This window comes from Polaromonas naphthalenivorans CJ2 (genome assembly GCF_000015505.1).
GTDB classification, from domain to species: domain Bacteria; phylum Pseudomonadota; class Gammaproteobacteria; order Burkholderiales; family Burkholderiaceae_C; genus Polaromonas; species Polaromonas naphthalenivorans.
In genome coordinates this window covers 1,222,579-1,243,973 of sequence record NC_008781.1, presented here as the reverse complement: position 1 = coordinate 1,243,973, position 21,395 = coordinate 1,222,579, and the positions used below count along the sequence as shown (strand labels likewise).

Annotated in this window: 15 protein-coding genes; 14 read left to right on the top strand and 1 reads right to left on the bottom strand. The window is 64.3% G+C overall.

What is annotated here, in order from left to right:
* Window positions 1-194: 194 nt before the first annotated feature.
* On the top strand, window positions 195-2,222 hold the full coding sequence (locus tag PNAP_RS05845) for a sigma-54-dependent Fis family transcriptional regulator (RefSeq protein ID WP_011800575.1): 2,028 nt from the start codon (window positions 195-197) through the stop codon (window positions 2,220-2,222).
* Between the two features lie 19 nt (window positions 2,223-2,241).
* On the opposite strand, the gene PNAP_RS05840 is transcribed toward PNAP_RS05845, so the two are convergent.
* A complete protein-coding gene (locus tag PNAP_RS05840) occupies window positions 2,242-2,454 on the bottom strand; it encodes a hypothetical protein (RefSeq protein ID WP_041376552.1) in 213 nt (70 codons plus the stop codon).
* A gap of 434 nt (window positions 2,455-2,888) precedes the next feature.
* On the opposite strand from PNAP_RS05840, the gene PNAP_RS05835 reads away from it, so the two are divergent.
* The 13 genes from PNAP_RS05835 to PNAP_RS05775 all read left to right on the top strand — a co-directional run bounded on the left by PNAP_RS05835 (window position 2,889) and on the right by PNAP_RS05775 (window position 21,316).
* Window positions 2,889-4,826 (top strand): hydantoinase/oxoprolinase family protein, encoded by a 1,938-nt coding sequence (locus tag PNAP_RS05835; RefSeq protein ID WP_011800574.1) that lies wholly within the window; start codon window positions 2,889-2,891, stop codon window positions 4,824-4,826.
* A gap of 5 nt (window positions 4,827-4,831) precedes the next feature.
* Complete coding sequence (locus tag PNAP_RS05830; protein ID WP_011800573.1) at window positions 4,832-5,233, top strand: acetone carboxylase subunit gamma; 402 nt, start codon at window positions 4,832-4,834, stop codon at window positions 5,231-5,233.
* 30 nt (window positions 5,234-5,263) lie between these two features.
* Window positions 5,264-7,399 carry a hydantoinase/oxoprolinase family protein gene (locus PNAP_RS05825; RefSeq protein WP_011800572.1) on the top strand — a complete coding sequence of 712 codons (2,136 nt, stop codon included), beginning with the start codon at window positions 5,264-5,266 and terminating at the stop codon, window positions 7,397-7,399.
* Window positions 7,400-7,443: 44 nt separating this feature from the next.
* Window positions 7,444-9,720 (top strand): hydantoinase B/oxoprolinase family protein, encoded by a 2,277-nt coding sequence (locus PNAP_RS05820; RefSeq protein WP_011800571.1) that lies wholly within the window; start codon window positions 7,444-7,446, stop codon window positions 9,718-9,720.
* Window positions 9,717-10,595 carry a hypothetical protein gene (locus PNAP_RS05815; RefSeq protein WP_011800570.1) on the top strand — a complete coding sequence of 293 codons (879 nt, stop codon included), beginning with the start codon at window positions 9,717-9,719 and terminating at the stop codon, window positions 10,593-10,595. Before PNAP_RS05820 ends, PNAP_RS05815 begins: the two co-directional genes overlap by 4 nt.
* A 14-nt stretch (window positions 10,596-10,609) precedes the next feature.
* Window positions 10,610-11,872, top strand: coding sequence for a CobW family GTP-binding protein (locus tag PNAP_RS05810; RefSeq protein ID WP_011800569.1), 1,263 nt, complete (start codon window positions 10,610-10,612; stop codon window positions 11,870-11,872).
* Window positions 11,873-11,914: 42 nt separating this feature from the next.
* The gene (gene bktB, locus PNAP_RS05805; RefSeq protein WP_011800568.1) at window positions 11,915-13,099 is read left to right on the top strand and encodes a beta-ketothiolase BktB; all 1,185 of its coding nucleotides are present in this window, start codon (window positions 11,915-11,917) and stop codon (window positions 13,097-13,099) included.
* Window positions 13,100-13,150: 51 nt separating this feature from the next.
* Complete coding sequence (locus PNAP_RS05800; RefSeq protein WP_011800567.1) at window positions 13,151-14,047, top strand: transporter; 897 nt, start codon at window positions 13,151-13,153, stop codon at window positions 14,045-14,047.
* Between the two features lie 101 nt (window positions 14,048-14,148).
* Complete coding sequence (gene mutL, locus PNAP_RS05795; RefSeq protein ID WP_011800566.1) at window positions 14,149-16,083, top strand: DNA mismatch repair endonuclease MutL; 1,935 nt, start codon at window positions 14,149-14,151, stop codon at window positions 16,081-16,083.
* Between the two features lie 69 nt (window positions 16,084-16,152).
* A complete protein-coding gene (locus PNAP_RS05790; protein WP_011800565.1) occupies window positions 16,153-17,037 on the top strand; it encodes an alpha/beta hydrolase in 885 nt (294 codons plus the stop codon).
* Window positions 17,038-17,082: 45 nt separating this feature from the next.
* Window positions 17,083-18,078, top strand: a complete 996-nt coding sequence (gene miaA, locus PNAP_RS05785) for a tRNA (adenosine(37)-N6)-dimethylallyltransferase MiaA (protein WP_011800564.1) — start codon at window positions 17,083-17,085, stop codon at window positions 18,076-18,078.
* Window positions 18,075-18,722, top strand: coding sequence for an ABC transporter ATP-binding protein (locus PNAP_RS05780; protein ID WP_011800563.1), 648 nt, complete (start codon window positions 18,075-18,077; stop codon window positions 18,720-18,722). Before miaA ends, PNAP_RS05780 begins: the two co-directional genes overlap by 4 nt.
* Before the next feature lie 20 nt (window positions 18,723-18,742).
* The gene (locus PNAP_RS05775; protein ID WP_011800562.1) at window positions 18,743-21,316 is read left to right on the top strand and encodes an FtsX-like permease family protein; all 2,574 of its coding nucleotides are present in this window, start codon (window positions 18,743-18,745) and stop codon (window positions 21,314-21,316) included.
* Window positions 21,317-21,395 lie beyond the last annotated feature (79 nt).

Genomic DNA, 21,395 nt, shown 5'->3' with positions numbered 1-21,395 from the left:
ACGAAGCATGCTTGAATTTCACCGCTAAAGGTGCAAGAGCGCATCGATCAGAGGTTTTGGTGCCGCACCTGAAAAGGTCGCCCACTGAAAACGACAAGCCTGTGATGTGATGAAGCCTCAATCCTGCTGGGGCGGACACTCCTGGCTGGACCGATATAAAGACAAAGACAGAGACAGGCATAGGAGACAACAAAATGCCAATCAGCATCTCAAAGCAAATGTTTTCATTGCCAGAAAACGATGGCCGCATCATGTCCGTGTGGGAAGATTTCCTGAACGGGACCGAAACGAATTCGAGCGCTCTGCGGCATCTGATCGACGAGTCATGGCGGCGATGCCAGCACGCCAGCGTGGATCCCAACCGCGCCCAGGCGCCAGTACCAATGGCAGGGCAATCGCTGCACACACTGCTGGACTATTGCGCGGAATTGCTTGATGTGAGTGCGCCAGTGATGGCGCTGGCGCGGGATTTCCTGGCGGAGACGGGTACGGTCATGGTCCTCACAGATCCGCGAGGGACTGTTTTAAACATGGAAGGTGATTCCACGACCCTGGATGCCGCTGAAAATTTGCATTTGATCACCGGGGCCGACTGGAGCGAGTCGTCTTGTGGCACGAATGCGATTGGAACCACTTTGGCAATCGGCCAGCCAGTTCAGATCCATTCAGCTGAACATTACTGCGAAGGCATCAAACGATGGTCGTGTTCTGCCACGGTCATCCGTGATCCTCTGGATGGCAGAACGCTAGGCGCGCTTGACGTGTCAGGATTGAATGATTCCTATGGTCGCCACAACCTGGCTTTGGTGGTGTCCACGGCGGCTCGCATTGAAAGCCAGCTGGCCAAGTCGGAACTCGATATCCGCTACAGCTTGCTGGAGGCTTGTGTCGGCCGTATTTCTGACAATTCTGGAGATGGCGTCATCCTGTTCGACCGTCGAGGCCGGGCGATCAAGGCCAATGGAAAGGCGACACTGATGCTGGGCGAACTGGAAGGACTGCATGGCAGCTCGTCGAGCGCGCGACTGGCCGAAATCAGGATCGGAAATGACCTCGCGTCCGCTCAGCTCCCCGCCTGGGCGAAAGAAGAATTCCTGGAGCCGGTCATGCTCAACGGGCGGCAAGTCGGCACCTTGTTGACCTTGCCCAATCGCCGTCAACGCTCCAATGGCACAAGCTGGTCCATTCCTGTTCCCATTGCCGCCCCCGCCGATAAATCCTTCGAGCGCATCATCGGCCAGTCCGAAGTCATCAAGCAGACCATTTTCCGCGCCCGGCAACTGGCCAAATCGCGGGTGCCCGTACTTCTATCTGGCGAAACCGGGGTGGGCAAAGAAGTGTTCGCGCGCGGAATCCATGAAGCCAACGCCGACAAAAATGCACCGTTCATCGCATTGAACTGTGGCGGCTTCTCGCGCGAATTGCTGACGAGCGAGCTGTTCGGTCACGTCGAAGGCTCGTTTACCGGCGCCAAGCGAGGCGGGATGACAGGCAAGATCGAAGCGGCCAATGGCGGAACCCTCTTTCTGGACGAAATAGGTGAGATGCCGATGGACCTTCAACCCTATTTTCTACGCGTGCTTGAGGAGGGGGAAGTTCATCGACTGGGTGAAACCCGGCCGCGCAAAGTGAATTTTCGCCTGATCGCAGCAACCCACCGTGATTTGAGAAAGGAAATACGCAATGGCAATTTCCGCATGGACCTTTTCTATCGCGTCTCGGTCACCAGTGTGAATATCCCTTCGCTTCGGGAGCGGGCCGAGGACATTCCTCTGCTGGCTGAGCACTACCTGAAACTGCTGTCCCGCCAGCACGGCATTGAAAATGTGACGATGTCAGCGGGTGTCATCAAGCGATTGATGAATTACGAGTGGCCGGGCAATATTCGCGAGTTGAAAAACGCGGTGGAAAGCATGCTGCTGACCAGCCAACACAGCGTGATCTCCGAGTTTGATCTTTCGCCCGAAATTCTTGGCCATGGAGCCGAGAATACGTTTTCGCCTGGAGACGATGGGCCGCATGGCAACGATTTCACACGCTTCAAGCAGGCCGAGCGCACTGCCCTGCTGAACGCCATCCGGCAATGCAATGGAAACGTGTCGGCAGTGGCCCGCAATCTGGGAATCGCAAAGAGCACGGTTTACCTCATGCTGAAGAGATTCGACCTTGAAGGCCTGGTAAGCGCATCACGGCACAGCACCGCGCCCTACACGCCGCTCTGACAGAGCGGTACCTGTACATCTATTCATCGGACACTGGCTGCCGTCCCCCGGGAAGGCAGTGTCCCTTTGAAAATCTCGTGTCCGGCTTGAAGCCCAAGCCGAAATAACCGGCCTTCAATGCCTTGGACTGCGCCGCACTGGCGAACGTCTCGCAGGCCTGCATCCACAACAACAAGGTCTCCAGGTGGAGATCAACCTTGCGGCCATGCACCCCAGCGTCAGTGAAATTCACAAGGATTCCCCTGCACAGCCGTGCCGGATGAATACGGCATGTGAATTTTCTCCTCAATAAATTTGGCGGAATAAAGACCGGCATTGCAAGCGCATGCCCGCAATGGCAAGCCGGGCATTCATGCTGCGTCGCAGCATGTCTTCAGGAGTCGCCCGCACCTGTCCGATATTCAGTCACCTGTTTATCCGAAAAAAACTTCTGATTGAAAAATATTCAATTAAATCAACAGCTTGAAAGCATATTTTCGTCTTTGAAAAGCAGGCATGCGATTTGCGAAACAGGGATACGCAGAAATTCACCGCGCTACCTTGTTTGATGACCGCGCCACAAGTCCGGCCTGACCCCAAGAAGTGCTTCGATCATGCGAGCGATGGGACAAACACCACTGGGTTAAGTGCGTGCCCTGGACATCAACGACAGGAGACCGAAGGAATATGACTTTGCAAATCAACATCGATAACGGTGGGACGCTCACCGATATCTGCATACGGACCGACTCGTCGGTCATGAAGACCAAGGTGCTGACGACGCCCTACGATTTAAGCAAATGCTTTTTTGAAGGCTTGCAAAAAGCGTCCGGCGTCATTTACGGCGCACCGGATGTCAAGCGCCTGCTGGAGGAAGTGGACCTCATCCGCTACTCGACGACGCAAGGCACCAATGCCATTTGCGAGCGCAAGGGGCAACGCCTGGGCCTCATCACCGACGCCAGTGCGCACGACTTGCCAACCCGGCTGGCCGCGCATGACCCCAGCCTGTTTCAGGCACTGGTCGGTGAGCGCGTGGTCTTGCTGGATGCCGAAACCGTCATGGGTGACGCGGCCGAGGTTGAAGTGGTCAAGGCCATCAATGCCTTGACTGCGGCGGGCGCCAGCCGCGTCGTCGTCAGCTTTTGCGGCAAGAACTTCATTGAAGTGGAAGAGAAATTTCGCAAGGTGGCGCTTCGCAAATACCCGCGCCACCTGCTGGGCGCCGTGCCCATGCTGTATGGCAGCGAGCTGAGCATCGATGCCGACCTCGTGCGCCGCACCTGGACGGCGCTGATCAACTCCTTTCTCCATCCCGCGATGGAGCATTTTTTGTTCAACGCCGAAAACCGCCTGCGCGCCTATCGCACCAAAAATCCATTGCTCATCTTCCGCAATGACGGCGATGCGTCGCGGGTCGCCAAGACGGTCGCGATCAAGACCTACGGCTCGGGTCCGCGCGGCGGCATGGAAGGGGTCAAGTCGTTCTCCAGAAGCTATGGTTTCACGGACGTGATTTCGGTGGATGTCGGCGGCACCACCTCCGATATCGGCCAGTACCTCAATGGCACCGTGGCCGAAGTGCGGCGTGGCCACGTCGAAGGCATCAGCGTCTCGTTCCCCTTGTGCGAGATCATGAGCGCCGGGGTGGGGGGCAGCTCGATTTTCAAGGTGAACCACAAAAAAATCGTGATCGGTCCTGAAAGCGTGGGCGCGGTTCCTGGCCCCGCCTGCTTCGGCCGGGGCGGGCAGTCGGCGACCATCACCGATGCCAGCCTGCTCTGCGGACTGTTCGATCCCAAGTCCTACTTTGGCGGCGGAATGGGGCTGGACCTTGACCGCGCCGCCACCGCAGTGATGCTCAACATCGCCACGCCAATGGGTTTGAAGCTCGACGCCGCACTGCAGGAAATGGAGCGTGCCTACGAGGAAAGAATCGCCCAGGAGGTGCATCTCTTCACCAAGGTGTCCAAGGATTCCGTGCTGCTGGCTTTTGGCGGCGCCGGGCCGCTCAATGCCTGCGGTGTCGCGGAAAAAGCGGGCATGACACGGGTCGCCATTCCCAAGATGGCCGCCGTGTTCAGCGCCTATGGCATCGGCGCTTGCGATGTTTCGCAACGCTACACGATTGCGCTCAGCGACCGCAGCCAGACCGGCCTCGAAGACGGGCTGGCGACATTGGGCCTGAAGGCGTCGCGCGACATGTTTGCCGAGGGCTACGCCAAAGGCGAGTACGAGCTTGAGTCCCGCCTGGTAGCCACCGACAGGCAGGGGCAGGAACAATCCCTGGTGCTCGGCGACGCGCCTCAATTCCCGGAACAATTTTCCCAGGCAGAGATTCTCGAACTGGAATTTGTCGCCATCAAGCGCCTGCGCGAGGGCTCCGACACTTCCACCGCTTTCCATACAGGCGCACCGGCCCAATCCAGCGCCACGCGCAATGTGCTCACACGCGGACAGGGTCGCATCGACGTGCCGGTTTACCAGCTGGCCAAGCTCACGGCGGGCGATCACGCCAGCGGCCCCGCCATCCTCGAAGAGGACTACTTCACCTGCCGGGTGCTGGACGGATGGACCTTCGTCATCAGCGACTGCGGTGACATCTTGTTGAACAAAAAGGACTAAATATCATGAAAGTATTGATGACTGAATACTTGCGGCTGGACCTGGATGCCGAGCAGTGGGAATGCCGCGTCTGCGATCACTCGATTGGTTCCGCCACCAAGGGCTACAAGGAAGGCCTGCTGGTCTATAACCGCGATCCGCGCGAAATCCACCCGCCCATCATTGATCCCGAGCAGTACCGCTTCACCTTCAGCCCGGACCCGGAATGGGTGCGCATTCTGGAGTACTACTGCCCCCATTGCGGAACGATGGTCGAGACCGAATATGCCATCCCCGGCCATCCGCCCCTGCATGACATGGAACCCTCCCTGCCCGCCATGCGCGAACAGTGGGCACGGCGCCAGGAGATCAAGGACACCGTGGTGGGCCCGGCAGTCAGCAGCGACAGCGACGGCCACAAGCACTAAATCAATCAATTCATAAATTCAGGAGACAACATGAGACGTGTATCTGTTGACATCGGTGGAACTTTCACCGACTGTTTCGTGGTCTGGGATGGTAAATACATCGAGGCCAAAGCACTCACCACCCACCACAACCTGGCGCTCGGCTTCAACGAAGCCCTGGGCAAAGCCAACAAGGTTCTTGGCCTGGAGCTGGAGACGATTCTGTCCCAGGTCGATTCGGTGCGCTATGCCACCACCCTGGGCACCAACGCCTTGATTGAGCACAAGGGTCCGAAAATCGGCATGCTCGTCACCGCCGGGTTTGAGGCCACCGTGCCCTTGAGCCGCGCACGGGGCTACGGCGAAGGCCTGGACAACCTGGGCCAGCAAGACATGCCCAACGCCCAGCGGCCTGATCCGCTGGTGCTGCCGCACATGATTCGCGGCGTGCGCGAGCGCATGGATTTTCAGGGCAAGCTGGTCATGCCGCTGGACGAAGACGACGTGCGCACGCAGATCCGGTCGCTGGTGGACATGGGCGCGGAAATCATCGTGGTCGCGCTGGTGAACTCGGTGGTCAGTCCGCTGCATGAGCAGCGCATCGAGGAAATCCTGCAGGAAGAGTATCCCTCCCATTTCCTGGGTGCGATTCCGATCATCCTGTCGCACCAGGTGGCAGGGCGCAAAGGCGAGTATGTGCGGGCCACGTCTGCGGTGGTGGACGGCTACCTGCACTCGACGATGTACCACGCGCTGTCCGCCCTGGAGCAAAACCTGCGTGCGCACCGCTATGAAAAACCGATGCTGGTGGTTCACAACTCGGGCGGCATGGCGCAGCTCAATTCCACCGATGCGCTGCAGACCATCCACTCCGGCCCGGTATCTGGTATCGGCGCCTCTGAACACCTGGCCAAGCAGGCTGGGCTGGGCAATGTGGTGGCCACCGACATGGGCGGAACCAGTTACGACATCGGCATTGTGGTGGATGGCGGCGTCAAGCACTATGACTTCAACCCGGTCATCGACCGCTGGCTGGTCTCGGTGCCCATGGTTCACCTGGTGACCCTGGGGGCTGGCGGCGGCTCCATTGCGAGCTATGACCGCATGTACGAGACCGTCAAGTGCGGACCACAGAGCGCAGGCTCCGATCCCGGCCCGGCTTGCTACGACCGGGGCGGCATGAAGCCGACCGTCACCGACGCCGACCTGCTGCTGGGCTACCTGGATGCGAAAAACTACGCAGGTGGGTCGATCCCGCTGAACCCGCGCCGTGCCGTCGCCGCCATCGAAGACACCCTGTGCGACGACCTGGACTGCTCGGTGATCGAAGCCGCCCTGCTGATCCGCGAAAAGGTGGACGACAACATGGCCAACGGCCTTTTCACCGAACTGCGCGCACGCGGTTACGACCCCAAGGACTTCACCATGCTGGCCTACGGCGGCAACGGCCCCTTGCATTGCTGCGGCATTGCCCAGAACCTGAACATCGACAAGATTCTGGCACCGCCCTTCAGCTCGGTATTTTCCGCCGTCGGGGCGGGCAATATGCACCAGTTGCACATCCATGAGCAGTCGCTGTACATGGTGCTCTACGACTCGAACACGCGCCACATTTTTGACGACTACGCGCGCTTCAACAGCATCGTGGCGGAACTGAAGGAACTCGGCACGCAAGACCTGCTGCGCCAGGGCATGCCGCGCGAGCAGATTCTGCACAGCCTGGAGCTGGACATGCGCTACGGCAACCAGTTGGTCCAGACCACGGCCGTGATTCCAAAACACGAGGTGCATGGCCCGTCCGATGTGCTGGCGCTGATCGCCCGCTTCTCGGAAGATTACGGCAAGCGCTTCGGCGAGGGCAGCCAGGCGCCAGAGGCGGGCATCCGCATCAACACGCTTCGCGTCGCCGCCTATGTGCAGCACGAAACAGTGCAGTTCGAGGACATCAAGCCAGTCGATGCCATTCATCGGATCAAGCCACCCAGGCCCGGCTCGCACCGCACCTGCCACTTCGTGGGCCTGGCCGGCGAAGTCCAAACGCCGGTGTGGGATCGCGCAGCCATAGAACCCGGCGTCGAGATTGCGGGGCCCGCCATCATCGCCTCGGAAGTCACCACTTTCCTGGTGAATCCGGGCTGGAACTTCGTGGCCGCCCGCCAGGGCGCCTCCTGGTTCCTGCGTGCCTGACAGGCACCGGACCAGCCTTCACCGACCTACAAAGAGACATCCAAATGAGCAACAAATCAATAGCACAAGGCACGGCCTTGCCCAGCGCGGACGAGATTCAATTGATCCGCAAATTCCTCAACGACACCACGCTGTTTCTGGGGCCGGACCCGGAGATCATGCAAAACCACGACATCATGCCGCGCACCGATGTCGAGGACGCCTGCATCCACAAAGTCAGCGATGCGCACACGGTGGCCAAGATCCGGGACCGCATCCAGGCCGGTTGCGATGAAGGCTACGAGATGGTGGAGCAGATGGGCGCGGCCCCCGGCGCCAAGTGGGGCGATGTGATCACCGGCGTGTACTCGGCCTCGGGCGACCTGGCCATTGCCAGTGCCGGTGGCGTCCTGATTTTCTCGGCCCTGGTGCATCACCCCATCAAGTTCATCATCAAGAACTGGATCAACGACCCCACGGTAGGTGTGCGGGATGGGGACGGCTTCATCCACAACGACTCCCGCTACGGCAACGTCCACAACACCGACCAGAGCATGATCATCCCCGTCTTTCACGACGGCAAGCTGGTCTGCTGGGTGGCCTCCACCGTGCACGAGGGCGAGAACGGCGCCATTGAGCCCGGAGGCATGCCCTCGATGGCCGAGAGCCCGAGCGATGAAGGCTTGAAGATGTCGCCGTTCAAGGTGGTGGAGAACTACCAGATCAAGCGCGACATCCTGACCTTCCTGCAAAACTCGGTGCGCGAACCCAAGCTGCAGTACGAGGACATGAAAGTCAAGCTGTTCGCCTGCCTGCGCATCAAGCAGCGCATCGAGGAGACGCTCAACACCGACGGCCCCGAGTCGTTGATCTCCACCTTGCGCCTGACGATGGAAAACGTGCGGGCCGAAGTCAAGCGCCGCGTCAGCGCCTGGCCCGACATGACGGTGCGCACCTACATCATCCAGGACTCCACCCTGCGCGAGAACTGCGTGGTGAAGATCAACTGCAAGCTCACCAAGACCGGCGACCGGCTGATCTTTGACTTCCGGGGCTCCAGCCCGGAATTCACCAACCGCGCCACCAACACCATCGTGGCCGGTCTCAAGGGCATGCTGGCGCAGGTGTTCCTGTGCTACGTCTGGCCGGACCTGCCGCGCGGCCAGGCGGCGTTTGCACCCATCGAGGTCATCACCGATCCGCACTCGATTGTCAACTGCTCCTACGATGCGCCGAACTCGCAGAGCCTGATGTCCATCTTCACCGGCTTCACGGCCGGCCAGCACGCGGTGGCGAAGTTTCTCTACAGCTGCCCCGAAAAGTACACCAAGGTTCACGCGCCGACCTTCAACATGATCAACACCTTCGTCTGGGGCGGTGTGAGCCAGCACGGCGAAACCCTTGGCAACCTGTGCGCCGACCTGAACGGCATGGGTGCCGGCGCGGTCTCGGACCGCGATGGCGAGCATGCCCTGGCGCCGATCTTTGCCACCATGGCCGACATTGGCGAGCAAGAACTCAATGAGGAGGAAGTGCCTTTCCTGCAGCTCGTCTCCAAGAAGATGACCCGCGACGCCATCGCCCCCGGCAAGTACCGGGGCGGACAGGGCTACACCATGATGGTGGCGACCAAGGACAGCGACCAGTGGGGCTTCATGACCGTCTGCCAGGGCGCCAAGATTCCGCCCCTGCAAGGCCTGTTCGGCGGCTATGCCTGCGGCACCTACCCGCTGTGCAAGGTCAAGGATGTGGATGTCTATGACGTGCTGCTCAACAAGCCGCACGAATTCAGGCACTCCATCGAGGAAATCATGAACGAGCGCCCGTTTGACGAGGCCAGCTACACCACCCACCACATGGGCATGGGCTTTGAAATCTCCAAGCGCGGCGAGCTGTTCATGATCTCCCAGGGGGCCGGCGCCGGGTATGGCGACCTGCTCGAACGCGACCCGGAAGCCGTGGTCAAGGACATCGAGGAAGGACTGATGTCTCCCGGCGTCGCCACGCGCCTGTACAAGGTGAAGTTCGACCCGGCCACGCTGGCGATTGACCACGCCGCCACGGCCGCACTGCGTGAGCAGGAGCGCCAGGCCCGCCGGGCGCGGGGCGTGCCGTATGCCGAGTTTGTCAAGACCTGGAATCAGCCCCGGCCGCCAGCCCATCTGCAGTACTTCGGCTGCTGGGGTGACGATGTGGGCACGCTGTACAGCGGGCATCCCGAGCTGACCCATCCGGCGGACCAGCCGCAGCCCAACTACATGACCAACCCCAAGGATGTGCGCATCGCCGAGCTGGAGAGTCGCCTGGCCGCCCTGGGCGGACTCAAGGAAGAAAAGCAATGACCGCCCCGTTCGCCGGGCAACTGCCGGGTTCGGCGGGCAATGGCGCGATTCGTGTCTGGCTGAAGTCCGCAGCCTACACCACGCGCGTGTTGCTCAGTGCCGATGGCGCGGACCCGTGGGTGAACGCGGCGCAGTACCTGGCCTATTTCTCGCAGGCGCACGCCTTGCTCAAGCCGGATGTGGCGGTGGTCGAGGTGGGCGACCTCTACGACTCCTGGAGCCAGCGCCACGGCGGGCTGGCGGGCAGCCTGGGCAATCGGCGGCGGCCCGCGACCGCGCTGCGCAAGCTGCTCGAACCCGAGGGGGCCAAGGCGGTATTGACCGAGGTGATCGTGGCGGTGCTGGCGTACTTGCGCGGGCAGACACCGCTGGTATTGGCCATGCCGTCACCGCGTCATTGGCTGCATCACGCCAACCGGCTGGCAGGACTCCCGGAGACTGCGCTGGACCCCGACACCGTCGAGGATGGCGCGATGTACCTGGCCGACTTGATCCGCTCGGTGTCCACGCTGCCGATTTCGGGCCTGCTGCTCGAAGAGCGGCCCGGCGACAGCGCTTTCGGCCCCGTTGACCTGGAGCGCTATCGTTCGGTGATCAACGTGGCGCGGCACTATCGCTGGTCGCTGGCCTCGCGCCTGCCTTCGGGCATCCAGATGCCGGCGGATGCGATGGCCGGTTTCGATGCGGTGATCGCGAAGCCCGGCGTTTATGCCGGCGCTTTGCCGCTGGGCCTGGATATCAGCGAAGCGTTCGCCACCGGCGAGGCACTGCCGGCCTTGGGCGCGGGCCAGTTCCACTTTGCCCAGATCGTTCCGGGGCAGCGCCCCGAGGCGGTGCTGGACACCGTGGCCAGACTCCGCGCGGCCAGGGCGTGATGGGAGCGACCGCCATGCCCCTTCCTGTCCTGCCCGGCGTGAACAAGGCCCCGGTGGACCGCATTCCGGTGACGCTGCTGACCGGCTTCCTGGGCGGCGGCAAGACCACCTTGCTCAACCATTGGGTACACCAGCCAGAGATGGCTGGCGTCGCGGTGCTGATCAATGAGTTCGGCGAGATCGGCATTGACCACCATCTGGTGGACACCGTCAACGACCAGATGCTGCTGCTTGAGTCGGGCTGCCTGTGCTGCAGCATCAGTGGTGATCTGGTGGCCGCCTTGAAAACACTGTTCGCGCGCAGTGCCCGCCGTGAAATTGCACCGATCACGCGCGTGGTGATCGAGACCACCGGCCTGGCCGATCCGGTGCCGGTGCTCTACACCCTGATGGAAGACCCCTTCGTGCGCGCCCGCTATGTGTGCGATGCCGTGGTGACCGTCATCTCCGCCACCCACGGCCTGACCCAGCTGCGCGACTTCACGGAAGCCCGGCGGCAGGTGGTGATGGCGGACCGGCTGCTGCTCAGCAAATGCGACCAGGCCACCACGCCCGAGCTGGAGCGGCTCGAAAACGAGTTGCGCACCTTCAACCCGCACGCCACGCAGGTCCGCGTGCGCCACGGCATCGCGGACCCCGGCGTTCTCACGGGTGCCGGTATCTACGGCAAGACGGACAGGCCGCTCAGCCTGGGCTCCTGGTTCGGAATCGAAGAGGAAGCCGGCGCCGTGGGCGAAGGCCGCTACCTGAAGCATGCGCGCGCGCCGCGCCAGCGCGGCGTCCCGGTCCTGCACACCCAGCGCGTCAGCAGCTTCGTCGTTACTTTCGAGCAGGCCGTGCCGTGGTACGGCTTCTCGGTGGTGATGGGACAGATCCTGCGCCAGCACGCTGCCGGGCTCTTGCGCGTCAAGGGTCTGCTGCGCTTGCAGGGCGAGCCGCGCCCGCAGGTCATTCAATGCGTGCAAGACCTGGCCTATCCCCCGGTTCACCTGACGGCCTGGCCGACGGACAGTCCTTTCGAAGATGGTCGCGGGCGGCTGGTCTTCATCGTCCGCGAACTGGAGCAAGCACACATCGACGCGATTCGCACGGCGCTGGCCCATCTGCCCGGCGACCGCGCCGCGCTGCGGGCCAGCGCGACCGACTGGACGCTGCCAACGCGTTGCTGGCTGTCGCGGCGCGTGTCGGTCACGGCGCCGGATGCGGTCGGGCACGACGCCTGGGTGATCCAGCCACGCCGGTTTCGCGCCGCCAACAGCCCCAACAGCCGCGTGTGAACGCATGGCTTATGCAAAAAATATTTGATTAAGGAAACTCCCATGACCCGTGAAGTAGTCGTTGTCAGCGGTGTGCGCACCGCCATTGGAACCTTTGGCGGCAGCCTGAAGGACACGCCGCCCACCGAACTGGCCGCGCTGGTCGTTCGCGAATCGCTCGCGCGCGCCGGCGTCGAAGGCAAGGATGTCGGCCACGTCGTGTTCGGCCATGTCGTCAACACCGAAGCGAAAGACATGTACCTCTCGCGCGTGGCAGCGGTCAACGGCGGCTGCGCCGAAGGCACGCCCGCGTTCAACGTCAACCGCCTGTGCGGCTCGGGCCTGCAGGCCATCATCTCGGCCAGCCAGTCGATTTTGCTGGGTGACGCCGACATCGCCATCGGCGGCGGCGCCGAGAACATGAGCCGCGGCCCCTACGCCAGCCTGGCCACGCGCTTTGGCGCGCGCATGGGCGACACCAAGATGATCGACATGGTGGTCGGCGCGCTGCACGACCCGTTTCACACCATCCACATGGGCGTGACGGCCGAGAACATCGCCGCCAAATACGGCATCAGCCGCGAAGAGCAGGACGCGCTGGCCGTGCAAAGCCACAACCGCGCGCAAAAAGCCATCGAGGCGGGCTACTTCAAGGAGCAGATCGTCCCGGTGATGCTGAAAAGCCGCAAGGGCGAGGTCGCCTACGACACGGACGAGCATTTCCGCCCCAACTGCACCATGGCCGACATGGCCAAGCTCAAGCCGGTGTTCGTCAAGGAAAACGGCACGGTGACCGCCGGCAACGCCTCGGGCATCAACGACGCGGCCGCCGCCGTGGTCTTGATGGAAGCGGGCGTTGCCGAAGCGCGTGGCCTCAAGCCCCTGGCCCGCCTGGTCGCCTACGCGCATGCCGGCGTCGATCCGAAGTACATGGGCATCGGCCCGGTGCCGGCCACGCAGCTGGCGCTGAAGAAAGCCGGCCTGACGGTCAGCGACCTGGACGTGATCGAGGCCAACGAAGCGTTTGCCGCGCAGGCCTGCGCCGTCACGCGCGACCTGGGGCTGGATCCGGCCAAGGTCAACCCGAACGGCTCGGGCATCTCGCTGGGCCACCCGATTGGCGCGACCGGCGCCCTGATCACCGTCAAGGCGCTGCACGAGCTGCAGCGCATCGGGGGCCGCTACGCCTTGGTCACGATGTGCATCGGCGGCGGCCAGGGCATCGCGGCGATTTTCGAGCGCATCTGATGCGCGGTCCGCGCCCCTTTCCCATCGACAACATACCAACAAGAGACAACCATGAATATTCCGAAAATTTCCAATCGCGCACGCAATAGCTTGCTGCTGGGCTTGAGCCTCACCCTGCTGGCCGGCGCGGCCCGGGCCATCGACATCGACGCTGGCGACTACACCGCTTTGCCAGAAGGCACCACCGTGGGCCTGCTCTACATGCAGCACGCCGAACGCAACAGCCTCTACGCCAACAAACAACAGCTTCCCGGCAACAACGGACTGGATTCAGACATCGGCATCGTGCGCCTGCTGCACTTCACCACGGTCGGGGGTTATCGGGTCGGCCCGCAACTGCTGCTGCCTTTCGGCCAGCTCAAAGCCACTGGCGATCTGGCTCCGGTGCTGGGCCAGCGTTCCGGCATGGGCGACCTGATTCTTGCCGCGACGGTGTGGACCATCCATGAACCCGAGAACAAACGCTACCTGGGCTTCACGCCCTACCTGTTTGCGCCTACCGGCAGCTACAACACCTCCAGGGCGCTGAACCTGGGTGAAAACCGCTGGAAATACGTGCTGCAGGTGGGCTACATCCAGGGCCTGGGTGACAAGCTGACGCTCGATCTGGCCGCCGATGTGACGGCATATGGCCGCAATGACCGGGCCAACCCGGCGGGCCAGGCGCTGACGCAGTCAGCCTCCTACCAGGTGCAAGGCTTCATGCGTTACGCGCTCCAGCCCGGCTGGGATCTGCGGCTTGGCCTTTCGCGTACCCGCAACGGCGAAACCAGGCTCGATGGCAGCCGCCAGGACGCCGCCGCGACCATTGACAAGCTGCAGCTGGGAGCAGCGGTCTTCGTCACCCCGAAGACGCAACTGCTGGCCACGCTGGGGCGGGATGTTTCCGTCAGCAATGGCTTCAAGGAAGCCACGCGGCTGAACCTGCGCTTGCTGCAAGTGTTCTGACTGCAGGTTCAACCGGGTGCGCCGCATCGCGGCTGTGTACGGGCCTGAGCCCCGGTAAAGGCGGCCTGGCAAGCCGGTGCTGCGCCTAGAATCGGCGCTTCATGACGCCTCAAGACCCGGCCGCGCGCCGCCCCATCCGTGACCTTCCCGATGAACTGATCAGCCAGATCGCGGCTGGCGAGGTGGTCGAGCGCCCGGCGTCGGTGGTGCGCGAGCTGCTGGACAACGCGCTCGATGCCGGCGCGACGCAGGTCACGGTGCGCCTGTCGGCGGGCGGCGTGCGGCTGATCCTGGTCGAAGACGACGGCCTGGGCATTCCGCGCGAAGAATTGCCGGTGGCGCTACGCCGCCACGCCACCAGCAAGATCGCGTCGCTGCAGGACCTGGAAGCCGTCGGCACCATGGGTTTTCGGGGCGAGGCGCTGGCCGCGATCAACTCGATTGCCGACATGAGCCTGCTGTCCAGAACACTGGACACTGAGCACGCCTGGCAGCTCGATGGCCGCACCGGCGAGATCAAGCCGGCGTCCCGCGCGCGCGGCACCAGCGTCGAGGTGCGCGAGCTGTTCTACGCCACGCCGGCCCGGCGCAAATTCTTGAAGACCGACGCCACCGAACTGGCGCATTGCATCGACGCCGTGCGCCGCCATGCGCTGGTGCGGCCCGACGTGGGTTTTGCCATCTGGCACGAGGGCAAGCTGGTCGAGCAGTGGCGCGCCTGCAGCGGCGCATTGGCCGGCGAGCACAGCCTGCCGCACCACGACCAGCGCCTGGCCGACGTGCTGGGCGCGGAGTTCGTCGAGCAGTCGATTGCAGTGCATTACGAAAGCAGCGCCCGCCGCGCCGATGGCCGGCCCGCCGTTCGCGTCTGGGGCCGGGCCGGCATTCCGGACGCCGCCCGCACGCGCGCCGACCAGCAGTTTGCCTACGTCAACGGCCGCTACGTGCGCGACAAGGTGCTGAGCCACGCCGCCCGCAGCGCCTACGAAGACGTGCTGCACGGCCAGCGCCAGCCGGTGTATGCGCTGTATGTCGAGATCGACCCGGCGCGGATCGACGTGAACGTGCATCCGACCAAGATCGAGGTGCGCTTTCGCGACAGCCGCGAGGTGCATCAGGCGGTGCGCCACGCGACCGAGGATGCGCTGGCCGCGCCGCGCGCAGGCGCGGCCCTTGCCGACAAACCGGCGGCCGAAAGCGCCGTGCAGCCGGTCGTTGGCGGTATGTTTGAATCAAACAAGGCATTTGCGCAACAGGGATGGGCGCAACCAGCTATCAATTTCAGAGCAAACCAGGGCAGCCACGCCTCGGACTTTGAAGCCCTGTGGCCGGCGCCGCCGGGAACAGGCCGCCCGTCGGCCCCCAGCAGCCCGATGCCGGGTGCGCCCCCTGCCCCCACGGAAAACCCGCAGGCCAGCGCGCCGCCTGAAACCAGCAGCCTGCCCCAGGGCGACTGGCCGCTGGGCCGCGCCCTCGCCCAGCTGCAGGGCGTCTATATCCTGGCCGAAAACGCCCAGGGTCTGATCATCGTGGACATGCACGCGGCCCACGAGCGCATCGTCTATGAGCGGCTGAAAAGCCAGTTCGATGCCTCGCGCATCGCCAGCCAGCCGCTGTTGATCCCGGCGACGTTTGCCGCCACGGCGCAGGAAGTGGCCACGGCTGAAGCCTCAACCGACACGCTGGCCCTGCTGGGACTGGAGATCACGCCTTTTTCGCCCAAAACGCTGGCGGTGCGGGCCGTGCCGACCAGCCTGGCTGCGGGCGACGCGGTCGAACTGGCGCGCAGTGTGCTGGCCGAACTGGCCCAGCATGACGCCAGCACCGTGATTCAGCGCGCGCAGAACGAGCTGCTCGGCACCATGGCCTGCCACGGCGCGGTGCGCGCCAACAGGCGGCTGACCGTTGATGAAATGAACGCCCTGCTGCGCCAGATGGAAGCGACCGAACGCTCCGACCAGTGCAACCACGGCCGGCCGACCTGGCGCCAGCTCAGCCTGAAGGAACTCGACAGCCTGTTTTTGCGCGGGCGCTAGCGCCATGGGCCATCACTAGGGAAATGCCGGATGGCGAACTATTTGCGGTGAAACTGATCAGGACATCTCATGAAACACTGGCCCATCCTTTCCACCCTGCTGTTGACATTCGCGATTCTGGCCGGCTGCGCCACGCTCGATGAACAGCAGCGCGGCTGGATCTTCCAGCCCAGCGACCGCAGCTGGGGCGGCAGCGCCGAACTGGCGCGGGACATGCAGAATGTCTGGATCGGCTTTGATTCGACAACCACCGGCCGCCCGGTGAAACTGCACGGGCTGTGGCTGCCGGCCGACAAGCAGCAAACCGGCTGGAACGGCGCCAAGGCCCCGCTGCTGCTGTACCTGCACGGCGCGCGCTGGAATGTCGAGGGTTCGGCGCCGCGCATCCGCCGCATGCAGGAACTCGGGTTTTCGGTGCTGGCCGTCGATTACCGGGGCTTTGGCAAAAGCTCGCCCGACCTGCCGTCTGAAAACATGGCCTACGAAGACGCGCAGGCCGCTTGGCGCTGGCTGGCCGCGCATCATCCGGGCCAGCCGCGCTACATCTTCGGCCATTCGCTGGGCGGCGCGGTGGCCATCGAGCTGGCCTCGCGCGTCCATGACGAGGCGGGCACGATTGTCGAGGGCACGTTCACCTCCATCGCCGATGTGGTCAGCACCATGAAATGGGGCTGGCTGCCGCTGAGCGCGCTGATCACCCAGCCTTTCGAGTCGGTGCAAAAAGTGGCCCGCCTGGGCTCGCCGCTGCTGGTCGTGCATGGCACGAAAGACACCATGATCCTGCCGTCACTGGGCCGCAAGCTGTATGAAGCGGCGCAGCAGCCCAAGGCCTTCGTGCTGGTCGAGGGCGGCTCGCACTTCAACACCAACACGCTCGGGCAGGCGCAATACCGCGTGGCGCTGGCCGACCTGTTCGGCGCCCGTGCGGCGGGCACGCTGGTCACCCAGCGGTAGGCCTTGGGTCCGGGGCCGGCGCGCCTTTCTGGTAGCCTCGGGCGCATGTCCGTTTCCTTTGCACCGGCGCACAGCGCATCCCCCCCGAACACCTCTTATATTGCCTTGGCCGGCCCCACCGCGTCGGGCAAAACCGCCGCCGCGCTGGCGATTGCCGAACATGTCCCAGTTGAGATCATCAGCGTCGATTCAGCCCTCGTCTATCGCGGCATGGACATCGGCACGGCCAAGCCCAGCGCTGAAGAACTGGCCGCCGTGCCGCATCACCTGATCGACATCCGCGACCCGCTGCATGCCTACAGCGCGGCCGAGTTCGTGCTGGACGCGCAGCGCCTGATCGCGCAGATCAGCGCGCGCGGCAGGCTGGCGCTGCTGGTCGGCGGCACCATGCTGTACTTCAAGGCGCTGTTCGACGGCCTGGACGAGATGCCCAAGGCCGATGCGGCGGTGCGCGCCGTGCTGGCGATTGAAGCCGCTGAAAAAGGCTGGCCGGCGCTGCATGCCGAGCTGGCGCAGGTGGACCCGGTCACGGCCGCGCGGCTGGCGCCCAACGATTCGCAGCGTATCTCGCGGGCGCTCGAAGTGTTTCGCGTGTCGGGCCAGCCGCTGTCTTTCTTCCAGCAGCGAAACGCTAGCAAAAACATAGCTGACAACGCAGGCGGGACAAGCGCAGCAACCCTTATTTCCCTTGAACCGACAGATCGCGCCTGGCTGCACGGCCGCATCGCCCAGCGTTTTGACGCCATGCTGGCTTCGGGCTTTGTCGATGAAGTCAGGGCCTTGCGCGCGCGCGGCGACCTGACGCCCGACTTGCCGGCCATGCGCTGCGTCGGCTACCGCCAGGCGTGGGAGGCCCTGGACGGCACCAGCCCCATGAGCGAGCTGCGCGACAAGGGTGTTTTCGCCACGCGCCAGCTCGCCAAGCGGCAGATCACCTGGCTGCGCTCCATGCCACAGCGGCGCGTGGTGGCCTGCGACGACCCGACGGCGCTGGAGCAGGTGCTCGATCTGGTGAAGGCCCGGACAGACGCTTTCCAATGAGCCTGAACATCAGCCAGCTCGGCAAGCGCTACGGCGACACCATCGTCTTCAGCCAGGTCAGCCTTAGCGTGGCGCCCGGCGAATTCGTCGCCATCGTCGGCGAGTCGGGCGTCGGCAAATCGACGCTGCTCAACTGCATGGCCGGGCTCGACAGCTGGGACGAAGGCACGGTACTGCTCAACGGCGCCGACCTGGGCGCGATGAGCGACGACCAGCGCGCGCTGCTGCGCCGCCGCCATGTCGGCTTTGTGTTCCAGGCCTTTCATGTGCTGCCGCACCTAGACGTGGCGCAAAACGTCGCGCTGCCGCTGTTGCTGCTGGGCCAGCCCGACGACGCGCGCGTTCAAACGTTGCTGGAAGCGGTCGGCCTGGGCGGACTGGGGTCGCGCCTGCCGCAGCAGCTGAGCGGCGGGCAGCTGCAGCGCGTGGCGATTGCGCGGGCGCTGGTGCATCGGCCCGGCCTGCTGCTGGCCGACGAGCCAACCGGCAACCTCGACCCGGCCACCGCCGCCAGGGTGATGGACGCGCTGATCGCCCAGACCCGCGAGCACGGCGCGGCGATGGTGCTGGTCACGCATTCAGTCGCCGCCGCGGCGCGCGCCGACCGGGTGCTGCATTTGAGCGCCGACGGCATCACCGACTGAGGCCGGGAAAAATCAGCCGCATGCGCGCCCTGCTCCAGACCTTTTCGTGGCAAGAACTTCGCCACCACCCCTGGCGCAATGCCGCCGCCGTCGTGGCGGTGATGCTGGGCGTGGCGCTGGCGTTCTCGGTGCACCTGATCAATGCCTCGGCGCTCAGCGAGTTCTCGCAGGCGGTGCGCGCCGTCAACGGCCAGCCCGACCTCGAATTGCGGGCGGTGCAAGGCAGTTTTGACGAAGCCCTGTACGCGCGCGTGGCCAACAGCGGCCAGGTGGCGATGGCCAGCCCGGTGCTCGAAATCTCGACCTATGCGCTTGATGAAAACGGCGACAGGGCTAGGCGCCAGCTGCTCCGCATCATCGGCGTCGATGCGCTGGCCGTGGCGTCGGTCGCGCCGGGCTTGATGCCGGTGCCGTTCAAGGGCGCGGAGCGGATGGCGCTGTTCGTGCCGGGCACGGTGTTCCTCAACCCGGCGGCGCGCCAGGTCTTCGCCAGCGGCCGCCTGCAGTTGCAGGATGGCTTGCAGTTGCGCAGCGTCACGGTCGCGGGCAGCGTGAACGCCGGCGGCGGGCCGCTGGCCGTCATGGACATCGGCGCGGCGCAGGATCTGTTCAGCCGCAGCGGCCAACTCTCGCGCATCGACGTGCGCCTGAAGGCCGGCGTGGATACGCGCAGCTTTATCGAATCGCTGCAACTGCCGCCCGGCATCACCGCCACCGCGCCGGGCGACGCCGCCGAGCGCGTGAGCAATCTGTCGCGCGCCTACCGCGTCAACCTCACGGTGCTGGCGCTGGTGGCGCTGTTCACCGGCGCGTTTCTGGTGTTCTCGGTGCTGTCGCTGAGCGTGGCCAAGCGGGCGCAGCAGTTTGCCCTGCTTGGAGTGCTGGGGCTAACCGGGCGCGAGCGCCTGCAGCTGGTGCTGATCGAATCGCTGGCGCTGGGGCTTGTCGGCAGCCTGGCCGGCATTGCGCTGGGCACCGCGCTGGCGGCGCTGGCGCTGCGGCTGCTGGGCGGGGATTTGGGCGGCGGCTATTTTTCCGGCGTCGCGCCGACGCTGCAGTGGAGCAGTGGGGCCGCGCTGACTTACGGCGCGCTCGGCGTGGCGGCGGCCGGCGTGGGCGGCTGGTGGCCGGCTCGGGCGGCGCAAAAGCTGCCGCCGGCGCAAACCCTCAAGGGGCTGGGCCTGGCGCCCGGTGCCGGTTCTGGCCGCTGGCTGAGCCTGTTATTGATCGCCGCTGGCGTTGCGCTGGCGATGCTGCCGCCGGTCTTCGGCATTCCGCTGGCGGCTTACTTTTCGGTGGCGCTGCTGCTGGTCGGCGGCATCACCGCGCTGCCGTGGCTGATCACGCTGCTCTACGACCGGCTCAGCCCGTGGACCCGGCACCGCCTGTTGCCGATGCTGGCGGTCGAGCGCGCGCGCCGGGTGCGTGAAAGCGCGGCCGTAGCCGTCAGCGGCGTGGTCGCCTCGCTCAGCCTGGCGGTGGCGCTGACGGTGATGGTGGCGAGCTTTCGCGATTCGGTCACGCACTGGCTCGATGTGGTGCTGCCCGCCGACCTGTATGTGCGCTCCACGCTGAGCAGCGCGGCCAGCGACACGGCTTACTTTTCGCCCGAGTTCGTGCAGGCGCTGGCCCGCCTGCCCGGCGTGGCGCGGGTCGGCACGCTGCGCTCGATGCCCTTGCTGCTGGATGCCGGCAAGCCCGCCGTCACGCTGATTTCCCGGCCCATCGATGATCCGGCGACGGCCCTGCCGCTGGTCGGCGAGGCGCTGCCCGTGCCGGCCGGGCAGATCGGCATTTACGTGAGCGAGGCGATGGTCGATCTGTATGGAGCCCGTCCCGGTACGGTGTTTTTGCCACTTTCACAGGCTTTTAGTGCTTTTGCGCAGGCGGGACGGGCGCAAGCAGCTACTGATTCAATAGCAAACCAGAAATTCTACGTGGCCGGCGTGTGGCGCGACTATGCGCGCCAGTTCGGCGCCATCGCCCTGGCGCAGCGCGATTTCGAGCGCCTGAGCGGCGATAAGCGCGTCAACGACCTGGCGCTGTGGCTCGACGGCAAGGTAGCCGACGCCGAGGTGCAGCAGGCTATACGCGGCCTGGCCGATGCGCAGTCGGGCGGCGGCGCGCTGCTCGAAATGGCCTCGGTCAGCCAGATCCGCGCCACGTCCTTGAAGATTTTCGACCGCAGCTTTGCCGTGACCTACTGGCTGCAGGGCGTGGCGATTGCGATTGGCCTGTTCGGCGTGGCCGCCAGCTTCAGCGCGCAGGTGCTGGCGCGGCGCAAGGAATTCGGCCTGCTGGCGCACCTGGGGCTGACGCGCCGGCAAATCCTGACGGTCGTGGCCGGCGAAGGCGCGGCCTGGACGGTGATTGGCGCTTTTGCCGGCTTGGCACTTGGCTTGGCGGTTTCGACCGTGCTGGTGTTCGTGGTGAATCCGCAAAGCTTTCACTGGACCATGGATTTGCGCGTGCCGTGGCTGCGGCTGGGGCTGCTGTGCGCCGCCGTGGTGCTGGCGGGCACGCTGACCGCCTGGCTGGCCGGGCGCGCGGCGGCGGGCCGGGACGCGGTGCTGGCGGTGAAGGAGGACTGGTAAATGGCCGGGTTACGCTGATGAGCGAAGGTTGCCAAGCTGGCCCGCAGGCATGTCTGGCCGAGCTACAGCATCTTTACCC

Excerpts from the sequence above, each read along its gene's own strand:
- miaA (WP_011800564.1), top strand. The coding sequence starts at position 17,083 with ATGTCCGTTTCCTTTGCACCGGCGCACAGCGCATCCCCCCCGAACACC.
- PNAP_RS05800 (WP_011800567.1), top strand. The coding sequence starts at position 13,151 with ATGAATATTCCGAAAATTTCCAATCGCGCACGCAATAGCTTGCTGCTG.
- PNAP_RS05780 (WP_011800563.1), top strand. The coding sequence starts at position 18,075 with ATGAGCCTGAACATCAGCCAGCTCGGCAAGCGCTACGGCGACACCATC.
- mutL (WP_011800566.1), top strand. The coding sequence starts at position 14,149 with ATGACGCCTCAAGACCCGGCCGCGCGCCGCCCCATCCGTGACCTTCCC.
- PNAP_RS05820 (WP_011800571.1), top strand. The coding sequence starts at position 7,444 with ATGAGCAACAAATCAATAGCACAAGGCACGGCCTTGCCCAGCGCGGAC.
- PNAP_RS05775 (WP_011800562.1), top strand. The coding sequence starts at position 18,743 with ATGCGCGCCCTGCTCCAGACCTTTTCGTGGCAAGAACTTCGCCACCAC.
- PNAP_RS05835 (WP_011800574.1), top strand. The coding sequence starts at position 2,889 with ATGACTTTGCAAATCAACATCGATAACGGTGGGACGCTCACCGATATC.
- PNAP_RS05790 (WP_011800565.1), top strand. The coding sequence starts at position 16,153 with ATGAAACACTGGCCCATCCTTTCCACCCTGCTGTTGACATTCGCGATT.
- PNAP_RS05815 (WP_011800570.1), top strand. The coding sequence starts at position 9,717 with ATGACCGCCCCGTTCGCCGGGCAACTGCCGGGTTCGGCGGGCAATGGC.
- PNAP_RS05810 (WP_011800569.1), top strand. The coding sequence starts at position 10,610 with ATGCCCCTTCCTGTCCTGCCCGGCGTGAACAAGGCCCCGGTGGACCGC.
- PNAP_RS05845 (WP_011800575.1), top strand. The coding sequence starts at position 195 with ATGCCAATCAGCATCTCAAAGCAAATGTTTTCATTGCCAGAAAACGAT.
- PNAP_RS05830 (WP_011800573.1), top strand. The coding sequence starts at position 4,832 with ATGAAAGTATTGATGACTGAATACTTGCGGCTGGACCTGGATGCCGAG.
- bktB (WP_011800568.1), top strand. The coding sequence starts at position 11,915 with ATGACCCGTGAAGTAGTCGTTGTCAGCGGTGTGCGCACCGCCATTGGA.
- PNAP_RS05825 (WP_011800572.1), top strand. The coding sequence starts at position 5,264 with ATGAGACGTGTATCTGTTGACATCGGTGGAACTTTCACCGACTGTTTC.